Raw genomic sequence first — 16,682 nt, forward strand, 5'->3', positions numbered from 1 at the left:
GCTTACAGCGAGAGCTCTCCGAGCCGAAAGAGTCTGGGAAGCTGAAAATCGACTTCTCAGCATGCTGTCTTGCGCGTTCGTTCTGAATAAGCGCTGAAGACGCGCTTATTCAGGAGCACCCCAAACCCAAAACATATAAATTCAAAAAAGGCCCTGAGGGTATACCTGCCCACAGAGCCTTTCTAATGAATCCTTCATATTTCATAGAACTTTGACTTTTCCTTTTTTATGGGTATACATGCGATGATCCGCTTGGATAATTAATTCGCCTAAGGTTACGGGCATAGCTGGATTATAATGAAATAATCCAAGACTAATCGAAAGTTGATAGATTCGGCCAGCGCTCAAATTAAAGCTATGTAACCTTTGCTGGATTTTCAAGATGATTTCCTGTTCAAATGTATCTAAGCTGGGTGAAAATCCATGCGTATCCGGTAAAATAACGGTGAACTCATCTCCACCCATACGGGCAATAATATCAGAATCAAAGAAAACTTCTTTCAATATATTGGCCGTATCCATTAAGGCCAAGTCTCCCATATGATGACCATGGGAATCGTTAATTTGTTTCATACCGTCCAGATCGGCAACAATCAAATAAAAGCCATTGCCTTCCTGACCATTCACATGCATAAACTGCTGCGCCTGGTTAAAAAAACCTCGACGATTGTAGAGACTCGTCAGCTCATCAATAATCGATAAGTTATAAAGCTCGTCCTGAAGACGATGACGTTCAATTGCATAACGCATTGAACGCATAATGACCGAACTGTTGACTTGTCCTTTAATCAAATAATCCTGAGCTCCATGCTGTACGGCATTTATTGCAACCTTCTCATCATCAAGCCCGGTCAGTACAACGATTGGGATAGCAGGCGCTTGCTCCCGAAAGCTGATGATTGTTTCCATGCCATGACTGTCTGGAAGTGAAAGATCAAGTAAAACAACGTCAAATGCATCCTTGTTTATCAGTTCAATGCCCGTTTCCAACTGATCGACCCATTTCAACGCAATATTCTGATTATCTGTATCCGATAAAACTTCTCGAATCAATCGAGCATCTCCCGGATTATCTTCAATTAATAAAACCTTGATCAATAGTTCTACCTCCTAGGCAGCTTAACAAGCGTAAGCCAAAAATTTTCAATCGATCGTACAACTGTTAAAAACTGCTCTAGGTTGACTGGCTTGGTGATATAACAATTCGCATGCAGATCATAAGCTCTTAAAATGTCTTGTTCTGCTTCGGAAGTCGTTAAAATAATGACTGGAATATACTTCAGGAGCGGATCATTTTTGATTTCGGCAAGTACTTCGGTGCCATTGATTTTAGGAAGATTTAAATCTAATAAAATAATGTCCGGCACAATCGCATCCTGGTAGCTGCCTTCGCGCTTGAGATAAGCCAAAGCCTCTTCGCCATCCTCAACTACACTTAAATTATTGTGTATCTTCCCTTCTTTTAGCACTTCGACAATCAAACGAATATCTCCGGGATTATCTTCTACTAAAAGAATTTCTACATTTTGACTCAGTTTATTATCGATCATGTAATATGTTCTCCTCTGTCTGGCAGCGTAAAGTAGAAGGTTGTCGAATGACCCACTTCTGAATCAACCCATATTTTCCCGCCATGTCGTTCTACAATTTTTTTGCAAATGGACAACCCTATACCAGTACCCTGGTATTTTGTTTTATTATGGAGCCTTTGAAAAATGAGGAAAATTCGGTCCCGATACTTCGGATCAAAACCAATCCCATTGTCACGAATTGAAAATAACCACTCATTATTTTGCTGTTTAATCCCGATATGAATGATGGGTGCGCGGTTGGCATCGCGAAACTTAATGGCATTACCAACTAAATTTTGCAATAATTGTACCATTTGTGTAGGATCAACCAGCAAAGTAGGCAGTGGATCATGTGTGACCAAAGCATCACTTTCTTGAATAGCATGCTGTAGATTAGTCAATACATGATGCAAAACCTCTTCAAAGTCAACAGACTTAAGCTCCTTACCCTTCGTACCCACCCTGGAAAAAGCTAATAAATCGTTAATCAAATTCTGCATGCGCTGCGCACCATCAACTGCATAATGAATAAAATCATCCGCGTCCTGATCTAATTTACCTTGGTATCGCTTCGCCAATAGCTGTACATAACTGGCTACCATCCGCAAAGGCTCCTGTAAATCGTGCGAAGCGACATAAGCAAATTGCTCTAATTCCGCATTGGAACCAGCCAAATCTTCCTTTTGCCTCTTAAGCTCAAGTTCATTGTCTTGAATATTTTGCGACATTTGATTAAATGCCTCACATAGCTGCAGCAGCTCAACGGGAGCTGATTTCATACTGCTATAATCGATTTTATAATGATAATCGCCTTGCTTTAGTCGCTGAACCCCTTTCAATAAATGCTGAACGGGATGTTCAATATGGTACGATATTCGCAGCATCAAGATAAACCCAAATGTAAGCACGATACAAATGATGATCAACATTACAATTAATTGCCTATTAAAGGTTCGATACACTTCATCTCGCTCAATTTCGTTAACAGCGATCCATTTCCCGTTATTCACCAACTGGTAAGTCCCGAAAACTTGCTTGCCACGGTAACTCTCATAGGTCGAGGTTGCTTGTATCCCTTGCTTCGATCGTTCGAGAATATCGCTGTTCAATTGAAATTCCAGCCGTTTCCAATTCCCCTTGAACCGCGATTCAGTGACTAGATAACCGTTTCGATCAATCAAATACGATTCACCGCTGTCTCCATAACGAAATTGCTCCATGAGCTTATCAATTGTCTTTAACGTAACCGTTCCATAAATAACACCCTCAAGTTGCTTCTTTTTATTCATAACAGGAGCAGAAAATAAAATCATCGGTTGATTGGTGACCTTACCGAGCATCACATCAGATATATATTCACGGCCTTTAGAGGCTTCTTCCAAATAGGTTCGTTCGGTAAAATAAGCGCCAATTTGGTTCATGGTACTAAATTCAACAATTCCCTCTTTATTAGCAAAAGAGACCGCTTCAAACTCCTGTTGATGTGACGCAAAGAAGGTAAGGTTATTTTGAATACCATCCGTATCCAGCTCTACAGTCGATTGTAAATTAGCTAGATTGCGGATTTCAGAAGCTCTTGCAGCTACCCAACTATCAATGGCCGTTTGCTGAATTGCACTGTCTTTGCGCATCGAATTAATCTGATTGCTTTCCGTTTGGCGATACTCTAAAAAGGAATAAGATGAAATAGTAAGCAGTCCAACCATAAGCACTAAGGATATTCCAAAAAATCGCAATCGTGCTTTTAAGCTGTGAAGCCGAAGCAATCGCAATATGAGGTTCATTGGTCCTTCACCCTCAATCTAGAATAAGGGTCGCCTTATCCTTTATATAATTCACATCGGCTTCTTTCAATTCATTTTGAAGCACTTTCCCTGACAAAATATGATTTAACGCCGCATTTATGGCGTCATTCGCTGAATTGGTAAACAAATGTCCCGGGTTGATCGATGTTGGATAAAGCTGCAGCGCTTTCTGCACATCCTTCATCGCCGGATTGGAGTATTCAGCAATCACATCTTTAAAAGCAGATAAGGCAACGTTCTTGCTATAAAGCGCCAACATATCTTTATCGAGCAGAAGGGACAATAAATATTTAGCTTTTACTGGGTGTAATGTCTTTGCATTAATCGATACCTGCTTGTCCGGCGCTGCAGCCATTACCGTTTTTCCATTCTGATCCGGCAGGGCGAAAAAACCCATTTTGAAATCAGACGTATTACTATCTACAACCCCAGGCGTCCAACTACCCATCACCTGCATAGCGCCTTTTCCGTCAATAAATTGCTGAGTCGACTCCTCATAGCCTATTAGTAAAGCATCCGGATTAAAATAACCATTGTGCGCAAGATCAGCAAATTTCCGCATCGCGGTGTTGACCTCAGGACCGTCAATTTTCACCTTACCCGCATATAAATCCAATTCAAAATTAGGGTTTTGGAGAAACTCTGACGTTGCGGCAATGGGCAGATAAACACCCTGAATCGTCCATACATCTTTAAATCCGCCTATAATCGGCGATAACCCAGCCTGCTTGATTTTGGCGTTCAACGCCATAAATTCATCCCATGTTTTGGGCGGCTGCAATTGCAGACGATCAAAAATAATTTTATTGTAATACACGCCAAAAGTGCTCACATCAAGAGCCGCTCCATAGGTTTTCCCTTTGTAGGCAACCGTTTGCTTCGCGGAATCAATCATTCGCTGGGTCCAAGGCTGATCCGATAAATCCAGCAGATAACCCGCTTTGGCGTATTCTTTGATCTTCTGATTAAATAGGATATCGGCAGCTTGACCTGATTTTAATTGGTTTTCTGTGACCTCGGCAAAATTTTTCTCATCTAATTTGTCCCACCGGATAGTAGCTTTCGGATATTTTTCTTTAAACTTTTTTTCTACCGAATCAAAATATCCGTTTTTATCCTGAGCCCAATAGGATACGCGCAGCGTAAACGCCTCATCGGTTCGATCTTCCTGCTTTTGAGCTTGTCCATTCGAAGGAACTGGTTGCTTCGCTGCATTACTGCACCCTGCCGTAGTGATTATAAAGGACAATGCCGTCAGACCAATGATCCATTTACGCATCCGTTCATTCCTCCTGATTAGTTATAAACTTCGATCTCATAAATTCTGGCGGACCCGTTTCTTGCATATCCGTCATTACCGATTTGTGTTCCTTGCGTTATATACAGGAGACTGTCGATTGATTCATTATGTCTCTCAACAAAACTCCAAAATCCGATTTTAGAGTCATTCAGCTTTCGTTAGGGCAAATGGGCTATAGTGGTTACCAATGTTGTATTTTATACAACAATTTGCACGCCTAAAGGCTATTTTGCAACTTGAAGTTGCAGTTTGTACAACATTTTTAGCCCAGTTGTTGCGAAATGGCCTTTATAGGACCAAATTATTGTACATTATGCAACAACTTATGGAAAAAGGCGAGATTTAGGTAGTAATTGTTGCACTTTCTACAACATCATTCAACCGCGAATAGGGATTCATTCATCTAGCAACCTCAATTGAGCATAGTTGAAGATTGAACCCGATCTAAGACACCTCAATGCAGAGCAAGATTAGATGAATGAATCGACGGTCTCTACAGTCTAACATATCTGGCGTTCGTATTGATGCTGCGATCTGTTAAATTTGTCGAATTTCCCATTACCGTGTCGACATCCGTGAAATTTGTGCCGTCACGACTTACCTGCAGCTTAAAATCACGTGTATTATAAATCGCTGATTCTCCGCCCGCTCCCGCATGTTTAACAACCCAACGCTTCAAATGATAAGACTTACCTAAATCGATTGTCAGCCAGTTGGGCGATGCCGCGACGGATGCCCATTTGGTAGCTGTTGAACCATCTGCAGCAAATTGCGGCGTCGGTAGAAATCGTAAATCGGCGCGATCACTGAGTTAGGATCGATCAAACGGTTATGTTTTCCAATACAATATTACGCTCGGCCCTTTATTTGCTATGCTCAAAGCTTTCAGTTCCCTCCCTGCAGCATCACTTAAATTCCTTGCCATTTCCAAACAAAAAAAGACCTGAAATATCCAAGTCCCAGAGTTACTCTATGAAATGTCTACTCGTGATCACATAGTCCGGATTCCTTGATCAGAGCCTTATTTAAATCCATACACGCCATTTTATGGCTTCGACCATTCGCTTTAAACCTACGATATAGGCTGCCAATCTCTTCTTCATTCCAATAATACCCCTGATTGCAGATCTATATGTTTGTTAGCCATGTTTAGTCGCCGCTCGAAATAAAGCAAGCTGTACCGGGCTTGCTTTATTTTATCCTGATTCTCTTATATGCCAAGCATCGGAACACGAACACCGCGCTCCTTAGCCGTCTCTATAGCAAGCTCATATCCAGCATCGGCATGACGGATAACACCCATTCCAGGGTCCGTATTCAAAACGCGGGACAGTCTTTCATCCGCTTCTTTGGAACCATCCGCCACCACAACCATGCCCGCATGCAGGGAATAACCCATGCCTACGCCGCCGCCGTGATGGACAGAAACCCAGCTCGCACCGGAAGCCGTATTCACAAGCGCGTTCAATATCGCCCAGTCGCCAACTACATCACTGCCATCCTTCATGGACTCCGTTTCACGATTAGGCGAAGCCACGGAACCGCAATCCAAATGATCACGTCCGATGACGATCGGTGCGGAAAGTTCTCCACTTCGTACCATTTCATTGATCGCAAGCCCTAATTTCACACGCTCCCCGTAACCCAACCAGCAAATGCGGGCAGGCAAGCCTTGGAACGCAACTTTATCCTTCGCCAATTGCATCCAACGGTGCAGCGGTTCATTATCTGGGAACAGCTTCAACACTAGCTCATCCGTCTTGTAAATATCTTCCGGATCGCCGGAAAGCGCTACCCAACGGAAAGGACCTTTGCCTTCGCAAAACAGCGGTCGGATGTAAGCCGGTACAAAGCCTGGGAAGTTAAATGCGTCTGTTACCCCTTCATCAAGAGCTACCTGTCGAATGTTATTCCCGTAATCGAATACAACCGAGCCCAATCGCTGCAGGTCAAGCATCGCTCGAACATGAGCGGCCATCGACTTCTTGGACAGCTTCACGTATTCAGCCGGATTACTATTGCGCAGCTCGGCTGCCGCTTGGAGGGAATACCCGCTAGGCACATAGCCGTTCAGCGGATCGTGGGCGGACGTTTGATCCGTCACGAAATCAGGAACAATACCGCGTGCTACGAACTCCGGGAAAATCTCAGCCGCGTTCCCAACGAGCCCGATCGAGAGCGCCTTGCCCTGCTCCTGAGCTTCGTTTGCCAGCTTCAAGGCTTCATTTATTTCATAAACCATGACATCGCAATAACGGGTATCGATTCTTCGTTGAATCCTAGTCGGGTCAACGTCCACGCCGATGACAACGCCATCGTTCATCGTGACAGCTAGCGTCTGAGCGCCGCCCATCCCGCCAAGTCCGGCCGTTAATGTCAGCGTACCTTTCAACGTGCCATCGGAGTGCTGCCGGGCAGCCTCGGCAAACGTTTCATACGTCCCCTGCAAAATACCTTGGCTGCCGATGTAAATCCAGCTGCCCGCCGTCATTTGGCCGTACATCATTAAGCCCTTTTTATCCAACTCGTGAAATGTGTCCCAATTAGCAAAAGCTGGAACGAGAACGGAATTCGAGATAAGAACCCGAGGTGACAGCGGGTGCGTCTTAAATACACCAACCGGTTTACCAGATTGAACAAGCAGCGTTTCGTCATCCTCCAGCTCGGTTAAACATTCCACAATCTTATCGAAGCATTCCCAATTTCGCGCTGCTTTACCGATGCCCCCGTAAACGACCAAATCCTCAGGACGCTCTGCCACATCGGGATCCAAGTTGTTCATCAGCATCCGGAGTACCGCTTCCTGCTGCCAGCCTTTTGCCGTAAGTTTCGTTCCATGGGATGCGCGGATCGTACGACCAACTGTCTTTTGCATGCAAATATCTCCCTTAATGACCCAGATACGCCTTCTTGACGTTATCCTGCGTACGCAAATTGTGTGCGGTATCGTGAAACCTGATTTCCCCATGCTCCATCACATACCCGCGATCAGCCACGGATAAAGCCATGGAAGCATTTTGCTCGATCAATAGCGTCGTTAATCCTTGCTTCTTGATGATGCGGATTGTCTCAAAAATATCTTTGACCACAATAGGTGCCAAACCCATCGATGGCTCGTCCAAAATAAGGAGCTTAGGCTTCGCCATTAGCGCCCGACCGATGGCAAGCATTTGCTGCTCGCCCCCGCTCATCGTACCTGCAAATTGACTTTTTCGTTCGGCTAATCGTGGAAATAATCCAAATACGAAATCAATGTCTTGCGTAAGTTCCGCCTTCGATGCTTTTCGTGAAAAAGCTCCCATCAGCAGGTTTTGGACTACGGAAAGCTTGGGAAATACCTTTCTCCCTTCGGGGACCATAACGATCCCATCCTTCACAATGTCATGGGTGGACCTGCCATTCAGTTCTTTGCCGTTGTATTGAATGGACCCCTGGGAAGAAATGGTTCCGCATATCGCGTTCACCGTCGTCGATTTGCCTGCTCCGTTCGACCCGATTAATGTGACAACTTCACCAGCGCCAACCTGAAGGGAAAGACCGCGAACCGCATGAATGCTTCCGTAAGACACGTTAAGATCACGAATTTGCAGCAATGGGATTCACCTCCTCTTCAGACTCGTCAGTCTCGTCGATCTCGTCAGTCTTTCCGATATACGCTTCGATGACCTTCGGATGAGCGATGACCTGCTCCGGTTTGCCGTCCGCAATCTTCTCGCCATGATCCAGAACGACAAGGCGGTCGCACAGTCCAACCACCATTCCGACGTTATGCTCGATAAGAATGACCGTTGTTCCATTCTTCCTGATTTTCCGAACTAGATCATCCACTTCCTTGGTTTCCTGTGCGTTCATCCCAGCCGTAGGTTCATCGAGCAGCAGAAGCTTAGGATTCGCAACAAGTGCTCGGGCGATTTCCACTCGTCGTTGATTACCGTACGATAAGCTCCCCGCCAGTTCCTGTTCGAATCCATTCAAACCTACAAGTTCAATAGCCTTCAGGCTTAATTCTGCCACCTGCTCTTCTTCAACCCTTGAAGCTCGCATGCCGAGAATTGCCGACCACAGACCGGATTTTGTTCGGCCGAACATGCCAACTTTCACATTTTCCAGCACCGTTTCATCCTTCAGCAGCCGTATATTTTGAAAGGTTCTGGACATCCCGCTCTTCGCGATGCGAAACGGCGCAAGCCCTTGAATCGGCTTGTTTTCGAAATCAATCGTGCCTTCATCCGCTTTATAAATACCAGTCAATATATTGAAGAACGTCGTCTTACCGGCTCCATTCGGACCGATCAGACCGACAATCTCTCCTTGCTTTACTTCAAAATCTACCGCGTGGACGGCGGTGAGTCCTCCGAAACGTTTCGTGATCCCTTTCACTTTAAGCATGGCTGTCACCGTCCTTTGGCGTTCCCGCTTTATGCGGTTGCAAGGACTTGAGTTTGGCTCCCGTCTTGCCGAAAATTCCTTTCGGACGATAACGCACCACGAAAACCATCAACAGCCCGTAAATAATCATTTTATACATATCCAAATACTTCATATCGATAAAATCAAACTTGAACAAACGGAACATTTCAGGGAGCAAATACAAGAGGCTGACGCCGAATAACGTACCGCGAATACTCCCCAAACCGCCAATTACCACCATGCTGAGCACCGTTGCCGAGACGGAGAATCCGAAGGAATCCGCTCCGATAAAGGACACTTTATGAGCGAACAACGCTCCTGCAGCACCGGCGTAAGCCCCACCGATCGCGAACACAAGAACTTTATAGTAAGTCGTGTTGATCCCCATCGCCTTGGCAACGGTTTCATCCTCCCGAATAACCATCCATGCCCTGCCGATACGGGAGCTGGTCATTTTTTTTAGCGCATAGATGCCGACAGCCATGACAACTAGTACAAGCAGCAGGTATCCCGAGTTATCCAGCTTCCAACCGAACAAGGAAGGCGTGGGAATGGAATCAATCCCGTAAGCTCCCCCGGTAATTTCGGAGTTTTTGAAGAACGATTGAATAATCAATCCGAGCCCGAGCGTCGTAATGGCCAGAAAATCTTCCCTTACCCGCAGACTGGGCAGCCCCAATATTGCGCTGAATACGAAGGTGATCACAACCGCCAAAATCATAGACAACCATGTATCCAGCCCGCCTTTTACCGATAAAATGGCGGAAGCATAGGCTCCGATTCCGAAGAAAGCAGCATGTCCGAGCGATACTTGACCAGCGTAACCCGTAATCAAATTTAGTCCCAATCCCAATAAAATATAGATGACTAGAAAAACGACGATATCAACGTAATAAGGATTCAGTACACTGTCCATACAAGATCACCTATACCTTCTCGATGTTTTTGCCAAAGAGTCCAGATGGTTTTACCAGAAGGATAAGAATCAAAATGATAAACGCAATCGCATCTTTATCTACAACCATCCCTGTCATAAATCCGTCGCTTAGCGATTCTACAATCCCCAAGATGAGACCTCCGATAATCGTTCCAGGTATGGAACCGAGACCGCCCAGTACGACGACGCAGAATGCTTTCAAGCCGGGTATCGAGCCCATCGTCGGATACATTGAGTTGAAGTTCAATGCGACCAGTATCCCCGCAGCGGCAGCGAGTGCCGATCCGAGCATAAAGGTAACAGCCACAACACGGTTGACGTTTACTCCCATCAAAGAGGCTGCGCGCAAATCCTGGGATGTCGCCTGAATCGCCAGACCCATTTTCGTAAATTTAAGAAACGCGTACAAAGAACCTAGCCCGACAATGCCGGCAGCAATAATGATAAGTTTCATATTCGTAATCGTAATCGACTCCGTCAGTTGAATGATGGAGATTTCGATTCCCGTCTCCGGGAATGCTCTTGTGTCCGATGAGAACATGACTTGATAAACATTTTCCAACACGATGGCTATGCCGATACCACTGATTAAGGTTGTAATCGGATGAGCCCCCCGCAAAGGGCGATAAGCAAATCTTTCGATGAGTATGCCCATCACGCCAGATATGACCATGGCGAACAGAAACGCCACGAGAAAATGCATGTGTAAATACGTCATACCGACCATGGCTGAGAAAGCTCCGACCATATAAATCGTGCCATGGGCAAAGTGAAGCAGCTTAAGCACCCCATATACCATCGTGAGTCCAACCGCAATCAATATATAAATGAATCCGATGGAGATGCCGTTAATCAACTGCTGAATAAATACCAAAGGGATCCATCCTTTCCACTTACTGATTGTTAGTTATAGGTTTTGGATTTGATGAACTGGAACTTCCCGTCTTTGACAGTCATGAATATAACAGGTTTAATGACTTCGTGATCTTTGCCGAACGTAATTTTCCCCGACGTACCTTCCAAGTCTTTCGTATCATTGATGGCCTGCTTCAGCTTTTCCTTATCGGTCCCGACTTTTTGCATGGCCTCCATAATAACCATTGCGGCATCATAGCTCTGCGAGGAAAGCATATCCGGGATATCCTTAAATTTATCCTGCCATTGATTAACGAATATTTTCACAACGGATCTGTCATCAGAAGCATAAAATGAAGTCGTGAAAGTCGATCCTTCTGTATTGGTTTTCCCCAGCTCCAAATATTTCGGTGAATCGAACCCATCAACACCAAGCAGCTGAGCGCTAATTCCCGCTTCTTTCGCTTGCTTAACGATAGCCGCAGCTTCATTGTAATAACCAACTACGTACAAGCCATCCGGATTGGCGGCTTTGACTGCGGTCAGGATCGAGCTGAAATCTTTGTCGCCCATCTTAAAGGGACGTTCAATCGCAATATTCGCACCTAGCTTGCCGGCCTCTTCCTTAAATGCGGTATAAATCGATTTCCCGTAGTCGATATCGACGTAGAGTACGGCGATGTTCTTCTTCTTCAAATCGTTCACAGCATAATCGGCCATCGCTTTTCCTTGCAATGGACCCGTATAGATGACGCGATTCACATAATCGCCGCCTTTGGTCGCATCTGGATGTACAGCGTAGGCAATAACCATTGGCACTTTGAGCTCCTGAATTTTGGTGGCAATCGTTTTCGTCGGACCACTGTAAGCGCCTCCAACAATAGCTACAACTTTATCGTTATTGACTAGTTTCTGAACACCTTTTAACGCTTCTTCAGGTTTTCCTTGGTCGTCTTCTGCTACCAACTCAACCTTCTTGCCTTGGATACCTCCGGCTTTATTATATTGCTCTATCGCTAGTAACGCAGCATCTCTGCTGTGTGTCCCGTCCGTCGCAGTCGGCCCCGTTAACGGACCGATCCAACCCAGCTTGACCGTTTCGCCGGCTTTATTAACAGTACTATCTTTTTTCACTGAGTCACTCGGCTTTGCTGCGCAACCCGAAATCATTAGAGATACAGAAATCACACCTGCTGCAATCATAGAAAACTTTTTCAATTTATAACCCCCTATTTGATTTATGACTTCATCTTACTTTAAAAGCGCTTTCATGAATCTAGTCAAACTTGCGGAACACTAGCACAATTTTGCTGCGCGGTACTCTGACGGGCTGCAGCTCATATAGAGTTTAAATTTTCGCGTAAAATAATTGGGATCTGGGAATCCAACCTGAGCTGCAATGAGTTGAACGGGTAAATCCGTCGTTTCTAGAAAGTGCACAGCCTTTTCAATGCGAAGTTTGTTCAGGAAATCGACGAAGCTTAAGCCTACTTCTCTCTTAAACAAATGCGCGAAATGATACGTACTTAGATAACAATAACGTGCTATTTCCCCCAAAGTAATCTTCTCTTGCAAATGCTCTTTCATATATTCGATGGCCGAACGAATGACGGGGGATGCCTCCCGCGCATGTGCCTCCGCTACCTGTCTTGCCAGCTTACGCCAATAATCGCACACCTTCAGAACGTATTTATCGTAGCGGATCGTATTGTATAAATCTTGAATGACTCTGGCGCTGCCCGATAATAGCTCGGACGCGTCTCCCCCTACATCAAGCACTAGCCTTGATACAGTCATAATGAGGTCGAATGTTTCCGATTTGAACATGTCAATATTATGCTTGTACGCTTGCGCTAGCCGCTCCAGCAAAATTTTCAGATAAACGATAGAACCTTCTTCATCACCGATCCTTACACGTGCGAGCAGCTCCATTTTCTCCTCATGTGTGATGACCTGAACCCATTTCTTCTCATTCCTACTTCTCTTTTCATATTGAAAAATAAGCCGATTTCCTTGAAAAAAACGATCGATCATCGACTCCTTGGCTTCCTCGTAGGAATAATGCAGCATATATGGATTATCATAATAAGTGCCGATTCCGGCAGAAACAGAAAAACCTTGCTGGTCCATGATATTCTGAGTTTCGTGAACCATCTGCAGCGTAAGCCCCAGATAAGCATCTTTCGATATGATGTCAGTCTTGAGCTCCAGGAGTGCAGCTAACACGCCTTCGGATACCCATACCCATAGGAACGGTACGGTTATAGCTTTATGAAGTGCTTTAACAAGCTTATGCCCAATGTCCGCTCGCCATATAAAGGGTTGTCCTACGGCATAATCGTAATAACGGTCGATGGAGAAAACAATTACAACGTGCGGAGATATTTCAATGCCTAGACGATTTTGAATTTCGTTGAAATTAGCCTCATGCACTAACGTCCCGGAAATCAGCATCTGCGAAAATGCAGCTTGCGATGCGTTTAATTTCACTAAAAGATTCCCTCCTAACAGAAGTCATACTATTATATAACCGCTTTCATTGATTTCACAATGGGAATAAATTACCTGCATATGCGACGGCTGTTGAACGACTCGACAGTCTTTGGAAATCAATACAAGAGCAAAAAGACTGCCCCATCGGTCATCTTTGAACTGTGACCCGAAAGATGGACACTTTGAAAAAAATGAATGAATCTACATTCTCGGTCGAATGATGTTGTATAAAGTGCAACAATTCTGCCTAAATCCCACCTCATATCCCTCCGATGTTGTATAATGTACAACAATTTAGCCCCATACAGGCCATTTCGCGAAAAAATAGTTCGAATTGTTGTACAAACTACAACTTTTACTTGCAAAATAGCCTTTAGGCATGCGAATTGTTGCAGAAACTACAACATTGGTAATCGTTTTTCGGTAGCCCATCGAAGTTGCCAAGCTAACTGTGGTTAAAGCTTACTTTGAGCGCTTTGAACTCATTATATTGAAGTAGCAATCGTACTCTATGGACATAAAAAAGATGACTCCCGGCGAATACCGAATACCGGAGCCATCTTTTAACAGCTTAATCTAGGGTCTTTCTTTTAAGTATCCACGAAAGGGGGCACAGTTCACTTAATGACAGAAGGGCAGTCCTTTATTAAGTTATCATTTAAGCCCGGCGATTCCTTCTTCTATTGATGTGCTATTTGAACGAAAACCTCCGAAATCATGAGAAAGAGGAACGTCAATGCGTTATATCAGTGTTTTTTCCTAAAAATCGTTCAATTTGACCAAATAGTGCACTAACGTTCCCCTCATTCGATTTCAAGCGCAGATTTCCCAAAATAAAGCATCGACGTTCCTCTAACTAGAGGTCGCATGACATTCCCGTAATAACACTATCATTTCTTCCTTGGTTTAAACCAACTTATCAAGGAAAGAAGCAACGCCGCCGCGATCATTGTAACTGGCAGCAGCCAAGGCTTTTGGAGCATTATACTTGATTCCCATGGAAAGTGAAATCCCACTAAGCCGTCCTCCTATTTATAAATTTACCGAACAATGAAAGCAAAAGTATAATCCCGGGTAGAACGATATACATGGGGACCACGATAATCTTGGCTAAGCTTCCTAACCAGACCTGTAAATGTTCGGATAAATTATTAGCCATTGTCATTGCCATCACATAGGCAAAAATAGCAGTTATCCAGATGGCAATGCGATCATTAGCAGCATGTGTCAGATCTCGAATACAGAGAACAGCGGCAAACAAGTAGACGGATATCTTGATGAATGCCGAACACATAAAGTACATCGCACCAAGAACCTCCAGGTTCTCTAAAAAATCAGCAACACTTGATAGTTTTAATATCGTAAAGGCTGGAAAAATCATCTTCCGAAAAAGGTGCTCACTTAAAGACATTATCGCCAACACATCAAACAAAACAATGAATAATCCAGCGAATAAGGCCGCACCAACACTAATACGCCCCAAATATCCTTTCTTTTTTAACAAGCCCCAAAAGACAACCATTACAAAACATTCTCCGTATGTTGTCGTAACGCCGACCGGCCAAACGTCTTTTGCCACTCTTCCAAATCCTTCAGCTAATACAGGTCTCAGATAGTCGCTATGCAAACTTCCGGAAGCCAAAAGGATAATGGTTTCAAACAAAATAAATAAAATTAGCACGGGTAAAAGTACACCTGCGATTCTGAATAATACCTCAATTCCAGCATACATGACATATAAGATTAATAGGATAAGCGTTCCTATAAAAAACCAAGGAGGTGTTTTGGGAAGCAGCGTAATTGGGAGGAGAAACCTAAGATCACAAATAATACGAGCAGCTGTATAAATGAAGAAAAGTGGATAAAGCCAAGCTAGCGGGGTTCCGAGCCATTTGCCAAACCATTTGGTAAACCACCCCACCAATGAAACAAAATCATTTAACCTTGAGATGGTAACATAACCCGCAATGAGTATCCCCCCAAGTAAAGAAGATATCGATGCAGTGATCCAAGCATCTCGTCCGGAGTCCGTACCAAAGCCGAAAATAACGGTTGTCCCAAGTTCAAACAATACCATTAGTGAAAAAAAATGATAAGGCGAGATCGAAATCATCGCATATCCTCCTTCATAGCACCTTTTCCTATCAATCCTGTCTGTATAATCTTTATTTTCGCCAAAGTATTGACTTCAATGTCCGGAAACATCGTTCTCCAATTGTTGGCGTAATTGGTTTTCCATAGGTGAGGATCTTGTTTATACATGTTTTGTCCAATACCAAAAATATCAGACCTTAATTCTTTCTGTACCTTCGTACAAAGCATTTCGATATTTCCCTTTACTTCTTTAGCAAATAAGCTGTTGAGTACTGCCCTATCGTCGGATGAATTCAAATCAAGTCTCGATGTATTTTCATAGACGTTTAGTAAGGAAGAAATCTCGATATCCACTGTAACAGTGCCATTCTGTGCGATGGGTACTACTTTACTATGAACATTCGTCATTTCTGCACTTGCGTATCCCCCACCCCATTTCTTTGGAATTTCCAAAGTAACTACACCATCCTGCTTCTCATTCCTAAGCCATAGCAATTCCATAATCTCCATATCGTCGAGCCAACCGATCAACCGATCGTCTTGGAAAACAGCAGCACCTTTGGAGACCATTAGGTTAGTTGAACCATCCCCCCCTTTTTCTGAAGGGACAATGGAGATTTGTGGCGCATAAGCTTCCTGTCCTTCGTCCATTAGCATGGTGATAAAACGTCCCAATTGAACAGATGTACCACTATTCTCGTGCAACTCTCCTTTCATAACTTCAGAGGCTAATTTTTCAAATTTAGGTTTGAATTTAAGCACATCTGTCGCTTCAAACTTCGTGACTATAATGGTGCTCTTAAGCTGTGACTGCCTATTGCGTATAAAAAAATCAAGAGTGGGTAAGGTGCCGTTTCTGGCAAGTTTCTCACCAATAACGATGACCCGATTATGCGAAAAGAATATTTTGCGGGGGAGCTTTCCTTGCAGATTGTTGTACGCATCCATAACGGTTTTCCCTTGTTCCGAAACGACCCAACCAGCAGTAACGTCCAATTTGGAGTCCCCTCCGCCGTTCGCGGAAGATGTGCCAATAAGCCGTGGAACGGCTAAAAGCAGTGTTACACGAATAAAATCATTTTCCATCAAGTCTATACCTGTAGCAGTTACGATTGCGATATCGTTTACTTCCCTTCGTCCCCAGCAGCCGGTGAGCAGAACAACAGAAAGTATAAAGATAAAAATTCGCTTGATGTTAGGCAGCATCTGCAATTTTT

At 44.2% G+C, this 16,682-nt stretch carries 13 protein-coding genes and 2 pseudogenes; all 15 read right to left on the minus strand.

The features are described from left to right. Positions 1-201: 201 nt before the first annotated feature. Complete coding sequence (locus GC102_RS34665; RefSeq protein WP_171693548.1) at positions 202-1,098, minus strand: GGDEF domain-containing protein; 897 nt, start codon at positions 1,096-1,098, stop codon at positions 202-204. A gap of 5 nt (positions 1,099-1,103) precedes the next feature. Then, entirely contained in the window at positions 1,104-1,550 is a 447-nt protein-coding gene (locus GC102_RS34670) for a response regulator (RefSeq protein ID WP_171693549.1), read from the minus strand. Then, positions 1,547-3,355 carry a sensor histidine kinase gene (locus GC102_RS34675; protein ID WP_171693550.1) on the minus strand — a complete coding sequence of 603 codons (1,809 nt, stop codon included), beginning with the start codon at positions 3,353-3,355 and terminating at the stop codon, positions 1,547-1,549. The genes GC102_RS34670 and GC102_RS34675 overlap by 4 nt, the downstream gene beginning before the upstream one ends. A 13-nt stretch (positions 3,356-3,368) precedes the next feature. Then, on the minus strand, positions 3,369-4,655 hold the full coding sequence (locus GC102_RS34680) for an ABC transporter substrate-binding protein (protein WP_171693551.1): 1,287 nt from the start codon (positions 4,653-4,655) through the stop codon (positions 3,369-3,371). Positions 4,656-5,169: 514 nt separating this feature from the next. Then, positions 5,170-5,442, minus strand: a pseudogene (locus GC102_RS34685) (discoidin domain-containing protein); the annotation flags it as partial. 444 nt (positions 5,443-5,886) lie between these two features. Next, entirely contained in the window at positions 5,887-7,551 is a 1,665-nt protein-coding gene (hutU, locus tag GC102_RS34690) for a urocanate hydratase (protein ID WP_171693552.1), read from the minus strand. 13 nt (positions 7,552-7,564) lie between these two features. Then, positions 7,565-8,269, minus strand: coding sequence for an ABC transporter ATP-binding protein (locus tag GC102_RS34695; RefSeq protein WP_171693553.1), 705 nt, complete (start codon positions 8,267-8,269; stop codon positions 7,565-7,567). After that, positions 8,253-8,528, minus strand: coding sequence for an ABC transporter ATP-binding protein C-terminal domain-containing protein (locus tag GC102_RS40815; RefSeq protein WP_376769433.1), 276 nt, complete (start codon positions 8,526-8,528; stop codon positions 8,253-8,255). Before GC102_RS40815 ends, GC102_RS34695 begins: the two co-directional genes overlap by 17 nt. A 2-nt stretch (positions 8,529-8,530) precedes the next feature. After that, positions 8,531-9,065 (minus strand): annotated as a pseudogene (locus tag GC102_RS34700) (ABC transporter ATP-binding protein); the annotation flags it as partial. Continuing rightward, on the minus strand, positions 9,058-10,002 hold the full coding sequence (locus GC102_RS34705; protein WP_171693554.1) for a branched-chain amino acid ABC transporter permease: 945 nt from the start codon (positions 10,000-10,002) through the stop codon (positions 9,058-9,060). The pseudogene GC102_RS34700 and the gene GC102_RS34705, both read right to left, overlap by 8 nt. Before the next feature lie 10 nt (positions 10,003-10,012). Beyond that, positions 10,013-10,897, minus strand: a complete 885-nt coding sequence (locus tag GC102_RS34710; protein WP_171693555.1) for a branched-chain amino acid ABC transporter permease — start codon at positions 10,895-10,897, stop codon at positions 10,013-10,015. Positions 10,898-10,926: 29 nt separating this feature from the next. After that, a complete protein-coding gene (locus GC102_RS34715) occupies positions 10,927-12,096 on the minus strand; it encodes an ABC transporter substrate-binding protein (RefSeq protein WP_171693556.1) in 1,170 nt (389 codons plus the stop codon). A 78-nt stretch (positions 12,097-12,174) separates the two neighbouring features. Then, positions 12,175-13,368, minus strand: coding sequence for a helix-turn-helix domain-containing protein (locus tag GC102_RS34720; protein ID WP_171693557.1), 1,194 nt, complete (start codon positions 13,366-13,368; stop codon positions 12,175-12,177). Between the two features lie 1,018 nt (positions 13,369-14,386). Next, complete coding sequence (locus tag GC102_RS34725; protein WP_171693558.1) at positions 14,387-15,484, minus strand: GerAB/ArcD/ProY family transporter; 1,098 nt, start codon at positions 15,482-15,484, stop codon at positions 14,387-14,389. Beyond that, positions 15,481-16,671: a Ger(x)C family spore germination protein gene (locus tag GC102_RS34730; RefSeq protein ID WP_171693559.1), complete on the minus strand. Its 1,191-nt coding sequence runs from the start codon at positions 16,669-16,671 to the stop codon at positions 15,481-15,483. The genes GC102_RS34725 and GC102_RS34730 overlap by 4 nt, the downstream gene beginning before the upstream one ends. Between the last annotated feature and the right edge of the window lie 11 nt (positions 16,672-16,682).

Origin of the sequence: Paenibacillus germinis (assembly GCF_013141785.1) — a bacterium.
GTDB lineage: Bacteria > Bacillota > Bacilli > Paenibacillales > NBRC-103111 > Paenibacillus_E > Paenibacillus_E phytorum.

Coding starts and splice junctions, on each gene's coding strand:
- GC102_RS34670 (WP_171693549.1), bottom strand. CDS start 1,550: ATGATCGATAATAAACTGAGTCAAAATGTAGAAATTCTTTTAGTAGAA.
- GC102_RS34675 (WP_171693550.1), bottom strand. CDS start 3,355: ATGAACCTCATATTGCGATTGCTTCGGCTTCACAGCTTAAAAGCACGA.
- GC102_RS34680 (WP_171693551.1), bottom strand. CDS start 4,655: ATGCGTAAATGGATCATTGGTCTGACGGCATTGTCCTTTATAATCACT.
- hutU (WP_171693552.1), bottom strand. CDS start 7,551: ATGCAAAAGACAGTTGGTCGTACGATCCGCGCATCCCATGGAACGAAA.
- GC102_RS40815 (WP_376769433.1), bottom strand. CDS start 8,528: ATGAACGCACAGGAAACCAAGGAAGTGGATGATCTAGTTCGGAAAATC.
- GC102_RS34705 (WP_171693554.1), bottom strand. CDS start 10,002: ATGGACAGTGTACTGAATCCTTATTACGTTGATATCGTCGTTTTTCTA.
- GC102_RS34725 (WP_171693558.1), bottom strand. CDS start 15,484: ATGATTTCGATCTCGCCTTATCATTTTTTTTCACTAATGGTATTGTTT.
- GC102_RS34730 (WP_171693559.1), bottom strand. CDS start 16,671: ATGCTGCCTAACATCAAGCGAATTTTTATCTTTATACTTTCTGTTGTT.